Raw genomic sequence first — 15,544 nt, 5'->3', positions numbered from 1 at the left:
GCCGAGAGCACCTATGCCGACCGCGCCGGTGGCGTGCCCGCAACGACTGCAAGGTCGCGGGCACGCCGCACGCCGATGGCGTCCAGTTCGCGACCCTGTTCGGGATCGGCAAGCCTCTCACGCATCGCTCCATCCAGATCAGCAAGGCCGGCAGCTGTCGCCACGCCCCCGGACATTGCGAGCTGCCAGCCTCTGGTCTCCGCCAATTCAGCCAGAAGCGCCGGCCACTCCGTCCCAAGTCCGAGTACAGCCACCTGCGAGGTGCGTCCAAGGGTCAGTTGCCCGACAACGATGTCGCCAAGGTGAGCACCAATCGCCAGCTCCACGGGCCGACCGATCTCCGCGGCGATCTTTTCGTTGACGCGGTCCATAACCACGTCCATGGCGCCGATCGCCTGCAGCGCATCGCGGCAGCCTTGTTCTGCTCCCTGCTCCTCGCCGAAGACGGCGAGCACGCCGTCGCCGAGGAAACGATCGATGCGCCCGGACCGGGCTTCGATGGCTCCGCCAATGGCGCCGAAGATCTCGTTCATCATGAAGCCGAGGTCGGAGGGCAACCGGTCGCGCGCGATGGTCGCCACCGCGCGGACCCGAACATGAACCAGACACACCGCGCGGCGCTCAGCCTGGAGGCCGTCGACGGCGGGCACCCTCTCCTCTCGTTGGCCGCCGACGAGACGCGTGATCGTCAGCGGCGCCACCGGTCGGACCTGACAGGCCAGGCGCACATTCGCCGGTGCCGCCAATTCGGCGAGCATGACACGCTCCGCGTGGCCGGGCGGCGCCAACGTCTCCGCTCCTTCATCGACCCGGACGCGGCAGAGACCGCAGCGGGCGCGGCCGCCGCATTCGGCCTGGAGCGACAGCCCATGACTGCCGACGATCTCCAGCAGCGTCGGACCGACCGCGGCCTGCACCGTAGCGCCGCCCGTGACGGCAACGGCAATCTTCGGCGCTGCGAGCGATGCGACGTGGCGGAACACGATGATCGTCACGCCTGCAACGAGCAGCGCGACGGCCGCGATCTGCGCCGAAACCTGCAGCAGGGCAATCCACTTGGCGTCGAGTTCGCTCGGCCAATGGGTGACCTCGCGCATCTGCTCGGCCATGCCGGGATTGCCGAGCAGCGCGGCGACGGCGCGTCCGGACACCACGAAGCCCATCAGCGCCGCCAACGGCAGCGCGACGGCGAGGACGAACAGCAGCGGCTGCATCACGCGATACCAGCCCCGGAATTTCAGCCAATGATGCAGGCCGACGCAGCCGTGGATCCAGACCAGCAGCAGCAGCGCAGTCTGAATCCACGCCGCCTTGGGCCACAGCAGCGCCAGCGCATAGAGGTAGCCGTCCTGAACGCCGAACAGAGCATGAGCCATGTGGGTCTCGATGACGTGCGGCAGCAACAACACTGGGATCGCAAATCCGGTGGCGATCTGAACAAGCTCCCACGAGGACAGCCGCCACGTGCCGCGCTGAACCGTCTTGGTGAACGCAAGCACGGCATGGGCGAGCAGCGCCGCCGCCAGCACGATCATTCCCGGCCACGATCGGGTGACGACCAATCGCCATTCCTGCACCTCGTCCATCGCCTCGAGGCTGAACAGACCAACCGCATGGTTGAGAAAATGCGTCGCAGCGAAGGCAAACAGGACGAGGCCCGACACGAGCCGGATGTTCTGGGAGGTTACGGCAGGCATGAGGTCACTGTGATTCAGGCAAGTGCGAAATCTGGGCACGGCTGATCCATCCGGTAGCGGCTGCAACCGGCCAACTCAAGCGCCGGCAGATCCGCCTCGAGCTATGTGAGGTCAGTCACGGTCGACGACGGCTGCCCAGGCCAAGCTCCCCAGCACCATCGCAAGGGGATCCGACATGACGAGCACCACCCGAAGCCCGCTGGGAACCGCGCTCCGCGCCTGCTTTCCCGCGCTCACCGCGACCTTCGTGCTCAGCCTCTTCATCAATGCGAGCATGCTCGCCTCGCCACTCTACTCCATGCAGGTCTATGACCGCGTGCTCACCAGCCGCAATCTCGGCACGCTGGTCATGCTGACGCTCATCGTCGGTGTTTTCCTCGTGCTGTATGGCGTCCTCGAATTCGCCCGTTCCGGCGTTCTGGCCCGTGCCGGCGTGCAGTTCGAAGGCACGCTGCGCCACCCGCTGTTCGAGACGATGATGAAGGCGGAGCTGTCGCCGCGGCATCGCTTCGGCCAGCAGATCATCCGTGACGCCGAGACCATCCGCGACTGCATCTCCAGCGGCACCGCCGCCATCGCCTGCGATCTGCCGTGGACGCCGGTGTTCGTCGCGCTGTGCTTTCTGCAGCACGCCTATCTCGGAATCCTCTCTTTGCTCGGCGCGACGGTGCTGTTCTCGCTGGCGCTGCTCACCGAATTCTACACCCGCGCCAGCGTCGAGCGCACCAACGCGCTGGCCAACGAGGCCTCGCGCTTCGTCGCGGCGGCGCTGCGCAATGGCGAGGTCGTGCGCGGCCTCGGCATGGGCGACATCGTCATGGACCGCTGGAGTTGCCGTCAGTCGGCGATGGTCGATGCCCACAGCACCCTCGTCGAGCGGGGCGCGGCGATGCATTCCGTGACCAAGTTCGCGCGCATGGCGGTGCAGACCTCGCTGCTGTGCATCGGCGCCTGGCTCGCGATCGAGCAGCAGATCTCGCCCGGCGCGATGATGGCTACGTCGATCATCATGGGCCGCGCGCTGGCGCCGGTCGAGCAGGTCGTCGGGCAGTGGAAGCGCATCATCGCATTCCGCTCCGCCTATCGCCGGCTGGAGGAGCTGTTCCAGGCCCTGCCAGTCACGGCTGCGCCGACGGCGCTGCCGACGCCGCGCGGCGACATCGACGTCGAGAACGCCGTGGTGTGGCCGCCGGCGGCCGGCCGCCCCTCGGTCAAGGGCGTCAGCTTTTCGCTCAAGGCCGGCGAGAGCCTCGCTATCGTCGGCGCCTCCGCCAGCGGCAAGTCGAGCATGGCGCGCGCCATGGCTGGGGTCTGGCCGCTACGCGAAGGCGTGATCCGCATCGACGGCGCCGCCTACAGCCAATGGGACCCAAACCGGCTTGGCAAGCACATCGGCTACCTGCCGCAGGACATCGAGCTGTTCTCAGGCACCGTCGCCGACAACATCGCCCGGCTTGCGAAGGTCGACGAAGCGGCCGTTGTCGCTGCCGCCAAGGCCGCCGGCGCGCATGAGGTCATCCTGCGCCTGCCCAACGGCTACGACACGCCGATCGGCGAAGGCGGCGTGGCATTGTCCGGCGGCATGCGGCAGCGCGTCGGCCTCGCCCGCGCGCTCTACGGCAACCCGCGGCTCTTGATCCTCGACGAGCCGAACTCGAACCTCGACGAGGACGGCGAGCGGGCGCTGGCGCACGCCCTGGCCCAGGCGAAGACCGCCGGTCGCACCGTGATCGTCGTCACTCACCGTCCGCAGCTGTTGGCGCATGTTGACCGCATCATGGTGATGGCCTTCGGCAAGACGCTGGCATTCGGCCCGCGCGACGAGGTGATCGCCAAGATGCGCGGCCAGCGTGTCGTCATCGCCCACGACCGGGCGACCGCCAGCGCAGCGGCCTGAACGAACCCAGTGCAGATCGCACATCGCAAGGAGCCGGTCATGATCAAGTTCACATCGTCAACGAGGACCCTGCAGCTGGCCTTCGCGACCGCCGTCCTGCTGCCGATCTCGGCTTCGGCGGAGACACCAATGACCGCGCGGCAGATGCTGGCTCACGCGCAAACCCAGGCCCTCAATGTCCCCAGCGATATCAGGAAGCCCGAGTTGGACCGCAGCGAAAAGATCACCAGCGAGGCCGCCTCCGCAGGCAATGCCGCCATCGCCGCCCCGCTTCCGGTCATCGAGCCGCCGGCGGCGATCTCGCCGCCAGCCCCGGCGCTCACCGCACTGGCTGCGCCCGTCCCGGCGCCTGAGGCAGCTTCGTCGCAGACGCGTACCAACTCGCTCACGGCCGCCGCGCCCGTTGCTGAAGCTACCAAGACGTCGAATGCAGCGCTCGCGACACCGCCCGCGGCCGCCACCACCGAAACACGCCCGATGGCACCAGCCGCGACGCCGCCGGTCACGGCCGCGGCTTCACCGGCCCTCGTCCACGCGGCCGCTCCTGTCGCCGCGCCGCCCCAGTCCGGCCTGCCGGCCGCGGCGGCCACACAGGCCACGGGGACGCAACCGGCCGCCTCGTCGTCCGCCGAAAAGCCTGCTCCTGCGCGGCATCAGCCAACCCGCGCCAGCGCGGCAGCGGCCCGCCCTGCGCCCAAGCCTGCTGCGAGATCGTCGAGACACAGCGACGAGGTTGCCATCAGTACCCGGATCTCGCGCATCATGCGCCGGCCGGACGTGCAGTCCTTGATGTCGCAATATGGCCTGGACTGACAACGAGCACCGCCAGACGATGGACGCTGATCGAGATCAGGCCCAGCGGCTGATCAGTTGGCCGGATCGAACATGCACTGCAGCGCGGGTTTCGCGATCTTGGTGAACGTGGGACCGATCTCCGCTCGCTTCGGTGCGGGCACCCAATCGGTCTCTATGGTCGGCACGCCGGTCTCACTGATCCCGCGCAGCAGCGCCTCACGCAAGTCGGCATCCTCCACCATCGCGGCCGCATGATCATGCAGGCAGGAGCAGACAGCTTCGGGATGCGTCCACCGGTCGAGCATATGAGGCGCACACAGCCGTACGAACTCGCCGCGCAGATCTGGCAATCGGGTCGTCGTCCGCGCCTCGACGGAGGACCAGAAGAGGCACGACAGCGCGGCAAGCGCCGCAGCATCCAGTCGAAAACACATGGTGGACCGCTGGTTCTTGTTTTTTGTCATGTCATCCACGCGGGCCGGGACGACACGATTCGCATCTCGCTCATGCTTTCATACCCGCTTCACGTTTCAAGCGGTCTGCGGCACGGGCACAAAATGGTTTCATGGCCCCTCCGCTTCGTTTCATCGCGACCACCCGACGACACAGAATACAATCAAAACGAGAGTGACCTAAAGCACCACCCGCTTTGACCGCGCCAGCGCCATCCAAGGCAACCGTCAATCTGCCGACGGAGAGCTTCTTAACGACCTTGCGTTAATCGTGGCCGGCAGGGCGAACCTCCCAGCTCACCACGGCAACCTAGCAGCGCGGCGCGTTGGGAGACGACGTTGCTCCCTCAGGGTCACCATGGACAAGCGCTTGCACACACCCAAGCCGAAGGTATCTCGCCGCAGCTCCCTGGCTACGCCGATGGCGCAGCAGCGGACCGAGAGCTACGCCGCCTCGGCCCCACAGAGCTTGGTGCGGCTGATCGGCTGCCACGATCCCGCCAAGCACAAATTGCCCAGCGAGGCTTTCGGCAGCCGATCGTCTCTTGGCACATCCCTTATTGAATGAAATCGCCGCACTTCTGGACTGCGCCGTCATCGGCTTTGCCCCAAGGCATGATCGGGACGGAGGAGGTCGAGTTCTTCGGCGAGCCCTCGATCAGCCTGTCCGAGTAGACCATGTAGACCAGCACGTTGCGCTTGGCGTCGCAGCCGCGAACGATCTGCATCTTCTTGAAGAACAGCGACCGCCGCTGCCGGAACATGTCGTCGGCCTGTTCGAGCTTGCGCTTGAACCTGATCGGGCCGATCTGCCGGCATGCGAGCGAGATGTCGGAGACCTCCTCGGCCAGGCCCAGCCAGCCGGCATATCCGCCCTTTTGCGGCACCGTGAAGTGGCAGGCGACGCCCTCGACCTCTGGATCATCAACGCCATAGGTCGCGAGCTTGTCATTCGGGCTGAGCAATTTGAACACGGTCGACCGACGGAAGATCAGATCCGGCTCGTCTGCGGCGTATGCTGAGATGACAGGCGAGGACAATCCGATAAGCAGTAGGCAAGCGAGGGTTTTCAGCCACAGATCAAACCGTTTGGTGGCTCTGAACGACATGTCGGTCTCCGTTATACCGCCGATGCTCGGCATACCGCCCATGTAGGGACACAAATGCCTGCAAGGAAGGCGCTCCAGCCCGTGACCTTCCACTACCCGTTTAACGGGATGTGAGGCTTTTCTGCTACGATTGGAACGAAATCACGCAGGGCAGAAGCCCCAAGCTGGTGAACGCAGACTCCGTCTGCGACACTAAAGACCAGATGGTTCTTGAGGATTTGCCGGAATGCTCTGCGTTCGTGCGGCCGCCAGGGGGCGGTTCTATTGTGCAGCAATCGTTTCAGTTCCGCTTGCCCTCGCAGCGACTTCACAGGCTGACGCAGCGTCTTATTACTACTGGAACGACTCTCAGCCCGTCACCATTGCTCCGACCTTACGCCCGGCCGCGCCGCGCAAGGCCAAGGCGCGCCACCTCGACAAGCTGAAGACCGAGAAGGAGGCTGCCAAGCCGCAAGGGCCGGTCACGATCGCGGTGTCGATCAACAAGCAGCAGCTCAAGGTCTACGACGCAAACGGTCTGTTCGCGGAAGCGCCGGTCTCGACCGGCATGAAGGGACATTCCACCCCGATGGGCGTGTTCAGCGTCATTCAGAAGCAGAAATTCCATCGCTCCAACATCTATAGCGGCGCCCCGATGCCGTTCATGCAGCGCATCACCTGGTCGGGCGTCGCGCTCCATGCGGGCGTACTGCCCGGCTACCCGGCCTCGCATGGCTGCATCCGCATGCCGCCAAGCTTTGCAACCCGATTCTATGGCTGGACGCGGATGGGATCCCGGGTCCTGGTCACGCCGAACGAGGTGGCTCCTGCGAGTTTCTCGCATCCGATGCTCGCTGTACTGAAGGCGCCGCAGCCGAGCGCATCGGTGCAACCCGATGCGACTGCGCCGGCGGCGATCAAGTCGGACAAGGGCGCCGCCGTCACCACCGCGATCACAGTCGCGACGACGGATCTGCGCGCCACGATCGGCCATGCCGAGAGCCCGCGCTCCGGCGAAGGATCGCCCGCCGCGTCGCGCCAGGTGCAGACCGCCGACGCCGCCAACGCCAACGGACTCCCACCGATGGTCTCGGATGCTTCCCCAAGCGTCGAACCATCGCGCTCGCCACCGGTGGAGGTTCAAAGCAACACTGCCGATCTGAAGCCCAGTGTCGCCGAGACCAAGATTGAGCCTGCGACCGCCGACGCAGAGGCCAAGTCTGCCCCCGGCGACGTCGCTCCGGCGAACGAGCCAACGAATGCTGCGCAGGTGGCCGCTCCGGCTGTCGAGAAGCCGGCTGAGGCATCGAATGCCGAAGCCACCGGTTCGACCGAACTCAAGCCTGCCGAGTCCAAGCCGGCTGAGTCCAAGTCGGTAGAGTCCAAGCCCGCCGACGCCCCGATCGCGGACCAGCCTGCGTCGCCGTCCACACCGGCGGCAGAGGCACCGGCGAAGGCGGTCGATCCCAACGATCTCGCCAAGGATCAGTCGCGTGTTGCCGCGCCGGACAAGCCGATTGCGCCCAAGCCCGAATTGAAGCGCAACAGCCAGATCGCGATCTTCATCAGCCGCAAGGATTCGAAGCTGTACGTGCGGCAGAACTTCGCTCCGGTGTTCAACATCCCGGTCACCATCGCACCGGGCGACAAGCCGCTCGGCACCCACGTGTTCACCGCGACGGCTGACAAGGCCGATCCGGCGACGATGCGCTGGTCGGTCGTCTCGCTGCCCTCCTCGGCGCGGAGCACCGCGGCGAACGATGGCGCCGCCAAGGCGGTCCGGCGCGGCAAGAAGTCCGCGGGCGCCGATGCCGAGCTGAAACAGGTCGTTCAGCTGAGCAGCGCAGCCGAGGCGCTCGATCGCATCACCATTCCCGCCGACGTGATGGCGTGGCTCGGCGAAGCCCTGTCGACCGGAAGTTCGCTGATCGTCTCCGATCAAGGCATCAACCAGGGCGAAACCGGCGAGGGCACGGACTTCATCCTTTCGCTGCGCTGAAGACCGACGCCGTCCCTCTTTCCGCCCTACGGCAAGGGTATCCCGTGCCGCAACGCAGTCTGATCCAGCGCAACGCCGAAGCCGTTCACGCATCGGCAGGTCGAGCGCGGGCACATTCATGCTGACGGGGCTGGCTCTGCTCAGGGAGATTCACATGATCAATCGCAGGATGGTTGTTCTCGGTATCGGCGCCTCGTTGTCGGGCGCGGCGCTCACGTCGCAGGCGGCTCATGCCGACAATGCGGTGAGCAAGATGACCGCCTACCGCTTCTCCTTCCCGGCGCTGGCCGGTGAGCCGATTCGGCTCGCCGATTTCGCCGGCAAGCCGGTGCTGGTCGTCAACACGGCCTCGCAGTGCGGCTACACCCCGCAATACACCGGCCTCCAGAAGCTGTGGAGCGAGTTCCATGAGCGCGGGCTGACGATCATTGCCGTGCCGTCCAACGACTTCAACCAGGAGCCCGGAATCGCCGGCGACATCGCCGAGCTGGCCAACAAGGACTATGGCGTGACCTTCCCGATGACCGCCAAGGCGGTGGTCACCGGTTCCAACGCCCACCCGTTCTACCGCTGGGCCGCCGAGGCGCGGCCCAAGGAGACGCCGCGCTGGAACTTTCACAAATATCTGATCGGCCGTGACGGCTATATCGCCGACGTGTTCGCCTCCTCGGTCGAGCCGACGGAGACGCGGGTCAAGACCGCGGTCGCCCGGCTGCTGGCGAACGGCTGAGCAACACTCGGCAGGAATGCGGCGGAAGCCGGCAACTTCCCCGTGTTTTTGCCTTGTTTCCTTTTGGCGCCACTCCGGCTGCTGGGCTAATATCCCGGCCGGATGACGGAGCGACTGTCGGCACTGGCGCTCCCGTTGCAACAACCCCGAGGAAACACGATGCGGATTGCAGCAGGATTGGTGTTCGCGAGCTCTTTGGCGGCTTCGCTGTTGACGTCTGGCGTGGCGTGGTCGCAGGCGCAGCGCACGGCGGCGGCACCGACCCCGGCTGCTGCCGCACCCGTACCCGCTCCGGCCGCTGCGGTGCAGACCCAGCCGCCGCGCGCGCCCTGCATGAACCCCGAGGCGCTCGGCGTCGGCCGCACCGTCGAAATCGACACGACCGGCGGTCCAGGCTTCGGCTTCGAGCACTTCAAGGACCTTGACTTCCTGAAGGATCACGAGGTCGTGCTGACCTTCGACGACGGCCCGTGGCCGGAGAACACGCCCAGCGTGCTCAAGGCGCTCGCCGACCAGTGCACCACCGGCATCTTCTTCATCATCGGCAAGCATGCGACCTATTATCCGGAGATCCTGAAGCAGGTCTACAATGCCGGCCATACGGTCGGCACGCACACCTGGTCGCATGCGGCGCTGACCAACAAGAAGCTGACCGAGGATCAGCGCAAGGAAGAGATCGAGCTCGGCATCAGCGCCGTGAAGTGGGCGCTCGGCGGCAACTCGCCGGCGCCGTTCTTCCGCTTCCCGGCCCTGCAGCACCCGCCGGAGATGGTGACCTATCTCGGCACCCGCAACATCGGAATCTTCTCCTGCGATCTCGACTCGTTCGACTTCAAGGCGCGCAATGCGCAGGCGGTGCTCGACGTCACCTTCAAGAAGCTCGACAAGCTCGGCAAGGGCATCATCCTGATGCACGACTTCCACAAGCATACCGCCGAGGCCCTGCCCGAGATGCTGCGCCGCCTGAAGGCCGGCGGCTACAAGGTGGTCGCGATGCGCGCCAAGGCGCCGGTGCAGTCGCTGCCGCAATATGACGAGCAGCTCGCCAAGGTCGCGAAGCTGCCGACGGTGAGCCAAAGGCCGGTCTCGAGCGTTGTGACGACAGTGTCCGAATGAGACAGGATTCCTTTCGTCAGTGACCAAGCTTCGTATCGAAGGTTACGTGATCGTGTCGGCCGACGGGATGTTGGCCGACGCGCACAATGCGATGCCGCCCGCCCTGAAATTCCCCGGCGACGCCGCATTCTTTTCCCAGGCCCTCGATGGCGCCGATCTGATCGTCCATGGCCGCAACTCCTATGAGGACCAGCCGAACTCGCCGAAGCGCCGGCGCATCGTCGTGACCCGCAAGGTCGCGGGGCTGGCGCCGGATCCGGAGAAGCCGCTCTCTACCCTTTGGAATCCGGCGGGCGCCTCCTTCGAAGCCGCCTGTGAAGCCGCGGGCGTCAGCTCTGGCACGGTGGCCGTGATCGGCGGTCCGGTCGTGTTCGAGATGTTCATGGACAGCTACGACAGCTTCTTCCTGTCGCTGGCGCCCCACGTCTCCCTGCCCGGCGGCGCGCCGTGCTTTCCAGGCGTCGGTCCCGACCGATCGCCGCAGCAGGTGCTGACGGCCCACGGCTACACGCCGTCCAATCAGCTGATGCTCGATCCCGCCGACGACGTCAGCGTGACCGCCTGGAAGCGATCCGCTTAAGGCTCCCTCCTAGATATCTCCGTAGGCGCTCTGCTCCGGTGCCTTCGGGCCCTTGCCGTAGCCGAAGATCATGAACAGCGCGCCGATGATCGACAGGTTCTTCAGCGCGTCGATCAGGGTCTTGGCGTTGTCGGGCGGGGTCTGGTTCCAGAAGTCATGGAAGTAGAAGATGGTCGCGCCGACGAACAGGATCATCAGAGCCGCGAAGAAACGCCCGAGAAAGTTGAGCGCGATCATCACACCGGCGAGCACCTCGAACGCGCCGGCCGCGATCGCCAGGATCTGCGGCATCGGCATCTTGGCGGCGGCCTCGAGCTGCGCCGCATAGGGCGCGAGCATCGTGGGAATCGTGACCTTGGCGGCGATCAGATCGGCGGTGGCGGCAATGCCGAACAGCTTGGTCGCGCCCGTGTAGATGAAGATCACGGCGAACAGAACGCGCCCGAACGTAATGAAACCCGGCATTCTCGCCCTCACGGATCAACTTCAAACGATGTGTCGCCGGCCTACAGGGCCGGATATGTGACGTCGCGAACGCTTTTCAACAATAAAGGCGGGCGGAATACGACCGAAACCGGACGAATTCCGCCACACTTCGATCACGCCAACCCGCTTTACGCGAACAGCGTCGGCTGCGCCCTCCCCGCCCGCTCCTGGGCCTCGACGGCAGCCACCGCCGTCATGTTGAGAATGCCGCGCGCCGTCACCGATGGCGTGAGGATATGCGCCGGCCTGGCAGGGCCGATCAGGATCGGCCCCACCGGGACCGCATCCGCCAGCACCTTGATCATCTGATAGGCGACGTTGGCGGCATCGAGATTCGGCATGATCAGCACGTTGGCCGAGCCCTCGAGATTGGAATGCGGCAGGATCGCCTTGCGCGCGGTCGCCGACAGCGCGGTGTCACCCTGCATCTCGCCGTCGGCCTCGAGGTCGGGACGATGCTGTTTCAGCAATGCCGTCGCCTGCCGCATCTTGCGCGAGGACTCCGTGTCATAGCCGCCGAAATCGGAGTGCGACACGAACGCGATCTTCGGCTTGATGTTGAAGCGCGTGACGTGGTTGGCCGCGAGCGAGGCCATCTCGGCGAGCTCCTCAGCGGTCGGATCCGGCCGCACCTGGGTGTCGCCGATGAAATAGGCGCCCTTGCTGGTGATGGTGAGCGCCAGCGCCGCGTAGTCGCTGACCCCCGGCATGAAGCCGATGATCTCGCGGACATGACGCAGATGGCTCATGTAGCGGCCCTCGACGCCGCAGATCATGGCGTCCGCCTCGCCTCTGACGACGGCGAGCGCCGCGATGACCGTGGCGTTGGTCCGCACCACCGTGCGCGCCGCATCCGGCGTGACACCACGGCGGCCGGCGATCTCGATGTAGCTCTGCACGTAAGAACGGTAGCGCGGATCGTCCTCGGGATTGACGAGGTCGAAATCACGCCCGGCCTTGATCGACAGGCCGAAGCGCTTGATGCGGGCCTCGACAACGCTGGGGCGACCGACCAGGATCGGCCGCGCCAGCTTCTCCTCCAGCACCACCTGGGTGGCGCGCAGCACGCGCTCGTCCTCGCCCTCGGCATAGATCACGCGGACCGGCTGCGTCTTTGCCTTGGCGAACACAGGCTTCATCACCAGGCCGGAGCGGAACGCGAAACGCTCCAGCAGCGCGGTGTACTCGTCGAAATTGGTGATCGGCCGCATCGCTACGCCGGACTCCATCGCCGCCTTCGCCACCGCCGGCGCGATGCGCAGGATCAGGCGCGGATCGAACGGCGACGGGATCAGCGACCCCGGGCCGAAGCCCTGCGTCTCGCCGCTATCGAAGCCGCGGCTCACCGCGTCCGAGGGCGGATCCTGGGCGAGCTGCGCGATCGCATCGACCGCGGCCTGCTTCATCGCCTCGTTGATCGCGGTAGCGCCGACGTCGAGCGCGCCGCGGAAGATGAACGGGAAGCACAGCACGTTGTTGACTTGGTTCGGGAAGTCCGAACGCCCGGTGCAGATCATCGCGTCGGGCCGTGCGGCGCGCGCCTCCTCCGGCATGATCTCCGGATTTGGATTGGCGAGCGCCATGATCAGCGGCTTCTCGGCCATCTGCTTGAGCAGCTCCGGCTTCAGCACGCCGCCGGCGGACAGCCCGAGGAAGATGTCCGCGCCACCGATCACATCGGCGAGCGTCCGCTTGTCGGTCTTCTGCGCATAGACCGCCTTCCACGGGTCCATCAGCGTGTTGCGGCCCTCATGGACGACGCCGTCGATGTCGCAGACCCAGATGTTCTTGCGCTGCGCGCCCATCGACACCAGCAGATTGAGGCAGGCGATCGCGGCGGCGCCTGCGCCCGACGTCACGATCTTGACGTCGGAGAGCTGCTTGCCGGACAGCGACAGCGCGTTCTTGATCGCGGCGCCGACGATGATTGCGGTGCCGTGCTGGTCGTCATGGAAGACCGGGATCTTCATCCGCTCCTTGAGCCGCGCCTCGATCTCGAAGCACTCCGGTCCCTTGATGTCCTCGAGGTTGATGCCGCCGAAGGTCGGCTCCAGCGCCGCGACCGTCTCGACCACCCGGTCGATGGTATCGGCCGCGATCTCGATGTCGAATACGTCGATGCCGGCGAATTTCTTGAACAGGACCGCCTTGCCCTCCATCACCGGCTTGGAGGCCAGGGGGCCAATATTGCCGAGGCCGAGCACAGCGGTCCCGTTGGAGACGACGGCCACCAGGTTGGCCCGCGCGGTCAGCGATGCCGCCTCGGCCGGGTTGTTGGCGATCTCGGTGCACGCAGCGGCGACGCCCGGCGAATAGGCCAGCGCCAGGTCGCGCTGATTGGCGAGCGGCTTGGAGGCCTGGATCTCCAGCTTGCCGGGCCGCGGCAGGCGGTGATAGGCCAGGGCTGCGGAACGAAGATCTTCAGAATAGGACGACGACATACGTGCTCCAGCGTTTCCGACCCGGATTTTTGGTCTCTTGAGTCTCGGTCAGACGTCGGTTTTTCCGGCCGGTGGAAGCGCATGTGATGCACGCTGGGCGGCTTTCATGCAACATCCGAAACCATGCTCGCCGGCATCCCGGGCCAGCGATTCCCCAATTCGCAGAAGCACATCCCTACTCCATCGATTTCATTGAGACCATCACCACTTGCTGCCTAAGCCTTGGGCGGAGCACATCAAATGACCCGTATCGTGATCGGAATTCTCACGGCTGTCGCGCTGGCCGTCGCTGGCCTCGTCGGCGTGCCCTGGTACGCCCAGAGCCGCGCCGAGCGCGAGGTCGAGGCGAGCTTTGCCCAGATCCGGCAGAGTGGCGCCACGGCAACCCATGGCAAGGTCGCCTTCGACCTGTGGAGCCGCAAATTGACAATCGCCGACGTCAAGCTGGAATCGGCGACCCAGCCGCCGGCCAGCGTCACGCTTGGCACCGTCACCGCGACCGGCCTGAGCCAGCCTGATTCCGAGCATGTCACGGCCGCCAGCATCGAGATCGGCGACATCGCCATGGCCGGCCAGATCCCCGGCCCCTCGCCGCTGCGCCTGAGCTACAAGCTGCCGCAACTGGTGGTGAAGGATTACGCCGGCCCGGCGCGGTTCGCGGCGATCCCGGCCGGGGCGGGTGCGCTCGAGACCACCCGCGCCCTCGCCCAACAGCTCGCCACCGTCAGCGCCACCTCGGCCACGGTGCCGCGGGTCACCGGCACGATGGAAGGCGGCGCCGCGGTCGGGCCGACCGAATTCGGCTATTCCGGGCTGGTGGTGGACGGCATCAAGGGCGGCCGCATCGACAACTACAAGATCCAGGAAGTCACCTTCAGCACGGCGGCGCAGCCGCCGAACGGCAAGGTCGAGACGGTGCGCGGCCGCATGCTCGACATCGTGACCAAGGACATCGACGTCAACGCCATCGTCGCCCTGTTCGCGACCGAGTCCGCCAAGGACGATCGTGCCATCCGCCTGAGCGGCTCCGCCGGGATGGGCCTCTACGAGATCACGTCCGATCTCGGCATGCGCATGCACATCGACGCCCTGACGATGGACGAGTTCGGCGTGCGGCCGTCGCGCATCCAACTGCCCGCGCTGGTCGCTGCCCTGACGCCGACCTCGCCGCGAACGAGCGCCATGACGCCCGACCTCATCGACAAGGTGGCCAGCATCTATGACGGCGTCCTGTTCAAGAACGTCGAGGTCCGAGGTCTGGCGGTCGAGACTCCCGACGGCCCGGTCAAGGTCGCGCTGACGCGGTTCGACCTCGACGACGGCAAGGGCGACGTCGCGTTCGAGGGCTTCGACGGACGGACCCCGAACGGACCGGTCAAGCTCGGCCGCTTCGCGGTCAAGCGCTTCGACATGGGCGGTATGCTGCGCCAGACCGCCAAATTCGCCGTGCCCGGCGCCAAGCCCGGTGCGGCCGAAGCCCTGGCGCTGTTCAAGCTGATCGGCGGCATCGAGCTGAAGGGGCTGACGACCTCCTACAAGGCGAGCACCAAGCCGGTGCAGATCGACAATTTCAGCCTCGACTGGGGCCAGTTCGTCGGCCCCATCCCGACCCAGGCGCACCTGGTGGCCAAGATGGCCGGACCTCTGGATGCGTCCAATCCGGCGCTGCTGCCGCTCCTCGTCGCCGGCATCGACACCGCCGCGTTCGACGCCGATCTCGGCCTCGGCTGGACCGAGAGCTCGGGTGCGTTCGCGCTCCAGCCGTTCAAGCTCGAGGTCAGCAACCTCATCGCGGCCTCCGCCAACGTGTCGCTGTCGCAGGTGCCGCGCGACGTCTTCACCATCGACCTGCAGCAGGCGACCACGGCGGCGGCGCAGATCGAAGCCAGCGGGCTGGAATTGACCCTGCGCGATCTCGGCGCGGTGGACGTGCTCGTCGCCAACTACGCGCGCGGTCATGCGATCACGCGCGATGCCGCGCGCAAGGCGCTGGTCGACAGCATCAAGGCGATCGGTGCCCAGGTCGCCGCCGACAACATCGATGTCGCCAGCGCCGTCGAGGCCATCAGCCGTTTCGTCCAGATCCCGCGCCAGACCTTCACCTTGAAGCTCTCGCCGCGCGCCAAGGTCCCAGCCCTGCAGCTCGCCCAGCTCATCGCCATCGACCCGCCGAGCGCGCTGGCGCAGTTCAAGATCGAGGCCCAGACCGCGCCGTGACTTGAGCCGCGATGTGAGGGGAGAGTGAGTCCCAGCCTCTCTCCTC

12 protein-coding genes are annotated in these 15,544 nt (G+C 66.1%); 7 read left to right on the top strand and 5 right to left on the bottom strand.

Features of this window, described 5'->3' with window-relative positions; translation table 11 throughout:
* Nucleotides 1-11: 11 nt before the first annotated feature.
* Nucleotides 12-1,763, bottom strand: coding sequence for an adenylate/guanylate cyclase domain-containing protein (locus ACQR1X_RS08330; protein WP_434898641.1), 1,752 nt, complete (start codon nucleotides 1,761-1,763; stop codon nucleotides 12-14).
* Between the two features lie 109 nt (nucleotides 1,764-1,872).
* On the opposite strand from ACQR1X_RS08330, the gene ACQR1X_RS08325 reads away from it, so the two are divergent.
* Nucleotides 1,873-3,594: a type I secretion system permease/ATPase gene (locus ACQR1X_RS08325; RefSeq protein WP_316180858.1), complete on the top strand. Its 1,722-nt coding sequence runs from the start codon at nucleotides 1,873-1,875 to the stop codon at nucleotides 3,592-3,594.
* A 39-nt stretch (nucleotides 3,595-3,633) separates the two neighbouring features.
* Entirely contained in the window at nucleotides 3,634-4,407 is a 774-nt protein-coding gene (locus ACQR1X_RS08320; protein ID WP_434885645.1) for a hypothetical protein, read from the top strand.
* 53 nt (nucleotides 4,408-4,460) lie between these two features.
* Here ACQR1X_RS08320 and ACQR1X_RS08315 read toward each other — a convergent pair whose 3' ends face one another.
* Both ACQR1X_RS08315 and ACQR1X_RS08310 read right to left on the bottom strand, forming a co-directional pair.
* Entirely contained in the window at nucleotides 4,461-4,823 is a 363-nt protein-coding gene (locus ACQR1X_RS08315) for a hypothetical protein (protein ID WP_316181020.1), read from the bottom strand.
* Between the two features lie 575 nt (nucleotides 4,824-5,398).
* Nucleotides 5,399-5,950 (bottom strand): CreA family protein, encoded by a 552-nt coding sequence (locus ACQR1X_RS08310; RefSeq protein ID WP_315800246.1) that lies wholly within the window; start codon nucleotides 5,948-5,950, stop codon nucleotides 5,399-5,401.
* A 226-nt stretch (nucleotides 5,951-6,176) separates the two neighbouring features.
* On the opposite strand from ACQR1X_RS08310, the gene ACQR1X_RS08305 reads away from it, so the two are divergent.
* From ACQR1X_RS08305 to ACQR1X_RS08290, 4 genes are all read left to right on the top strand, one after another.
* Nucleotides 6,177-7,928, top strand: coding sequence for a L,D-transpeptidase family protein (locus ACQR1X_RS08305; RefSeq protein WP_434898640.1), 1,752 nt, complete (start codon nucleotides 6,177-6,179; stop codon nucleotides 7,926-7,928).
* Nucleotides 7,929-8,082: 154 nt separating this feature from the next.
* Nucleotides 8,083-8,658: a glutathione peroxidase gene (locus ACQR1X_RS08300; RefSeq protein ID WP_315800248.1), complete on the top strand. Its 576-nt coding sequence runs from the start codon at nucleotides 8,083-8,085 to the stop codon at nucleotides 8,656-8,658.
* 159 nt (nucleotides 8,659-8,817) lie between these two features.
* Nucleotides 8,818-9,774 (top strand): polysaccharide deacetylase family protein, encoded by a 957-nt coding sequence (locus ACQR1X_RS08295; RefSeq protein ID WP_315800249.1) that lies wholly within the window; start codon nucleotides 8,818-8,820, stop codon nucleotides 9,772-9,774.
* 19 nt (nucleotides 9,775-9,793) lie between these two features.
* Nucleotides 9,794-10,354 (top strand): dihydrofolate reductase family protein, encoded by a 561-nt coding sequence (locus ACQR1X_RS08290; protein WP_316180866.1) that lies wholly within the window; start codon nucleotides 9,794-9,796, stop codon nucleotides 10,352-10,354.
* A 9-nt stretch (nucleotides 10,355-10,363) separates the two neighbouring features.
* Here ACQR1X_RS08290 and ACQR1X_RS08285 read toward each other — a convergent pair whose 3' ends face one another.
* A complete protein-coding gene (locus ACQR1X_RS08285) occupies nucleotides 10,364-10,819 on the bottom strand; it encodes a DoxX family protein (protein ID WP_315800251.1) in 456 nt (151 codons plus the stop codon).
* Nucleotides 10,820-10,968: 149 nt separating this feature from the next.
* The gene (locus tag ACQR1X_RS08280) at nucleotides 10,969-13,281 is read right to left on the bottom strand and encodes an NADP-dependent malic enzyme (RefSeq protein WP_434898639.1); all 2,313 of its coding nucleotides are present in this window, start codon (nucleotides 13,279-13,281) and stop codon (nucleotides 10,969-10,971) included.
* 240 nt (nucleotides 13,282-13,521) lie between these two features.
* Here ACQR1X_RS08280 and ACQR1X_RS08275 point away from each other — a divergent pair, with 240 nt between their 5' ends.
* Nucleotides 13,522-15,498 (top strand): hypothetical protein, encoded by a 1,977-nt coding sequence (locus ACQR1X_RS08275; RefSeq protein WP_434898638.1) that lies wholly within the window; start codon nucleotides 13,522-13,524, stop codon nucleotides 15,496-15,498.
* Nucleotides 15,499-15,544 lie beyond the last annotated feature (46 nt).

It is taken from the genome of Bradyrhizobium sp. HKCCYLRH3073 (genome assembly GCF_051167995.1).
In the GTDB taxonomy this organism is placed as follows: Bacteria; Pseudomonadota; Alphaproteobacteria; order Rhizobiales; family Xanthobacteraceae; genus Bradyrhizobium.
This window is presented reverse-complemented; position numbering and strand designations above follow the sequence as displayed.

Excerpts from the sequence above, each read along its gene's own strand:
- ACQR1X_RS08325 (WP_316180858.1), top strand. The coding sequence starts at position 1,873 with ATGACGAGCACCACCCGAAGCCCGCTGGGAACCGCGCTCCGCGCCTGC.
- ACQR1X_RS08320 (WP_434885645.1), top strand. The coding sequence starts at position 3,634 with ATGATCAAGTTCACATCGTCAACGAGGACCCTGCAGCTGGCCTTCGCG.
- ACQR1X_RS08315 (WP_316181020.1), bottom strand. The coding sequence starts at position 4,823 with ATGTGTTTTCGACTGGATGCTGCGGCGCTTGCCGCGCTGTCGTGCCTC.
- ACQR1X_RS08310 (WP_315800246.1), bottom strand. The coding sequence starts at position 5,950 with ATGTCGTTCAGAGCCACCAAACGGTTTGATCTGTGGCTGAAAACCCTC.
- ACQR1X_RS08305 (WP_434898640.1), top strand. The coding sequence starts at position 6,177 with ATGCTCTGCGTTCGTGCGGCCGCCAGGGGGCGGTTCTATTGTGCAGCA.
- ACQR1X_RS08300 (WP_315800248.1), top strand. The coding sequence starts at position 8,083 with ATGATCAATCGCAGGATGGTTGTTCTCGGTATCGGCGCCTCGTTGTCG.
- ACQR1X_RS08295 (WP_315800249.1), top strand. The coding sequence starts at position 8,818 with ATGCGGATTGCAGCAGGATTGGTGTTCGCGAGCTCTTTGGCGGCTTCG.
- ACQR1X_RS08285 (WP_315800251.1), bottom strand. The coding sequence starts at position 10,819 with ATGCCGGGTTTCATTACGTTCGGGCGCGTTCTGTTCGCCGTGATCTTC.
- ACQR1X_RS08280 (WP_434898639.1), bottom strand. The coding sequence starts at position 13,281 with ATGTCGTCGTCCTATTCTGAAGATCTTCGTTCCGCAGCCCTGGCCTAT.
- ACQR1X_RS08275 (WP_434898638.1), top strand. The coding sequence starts at position 13,522 with ATGACCCGTATCGTGATCGGAATTCTCACGGCTGTCGCGCTGGCCGTC.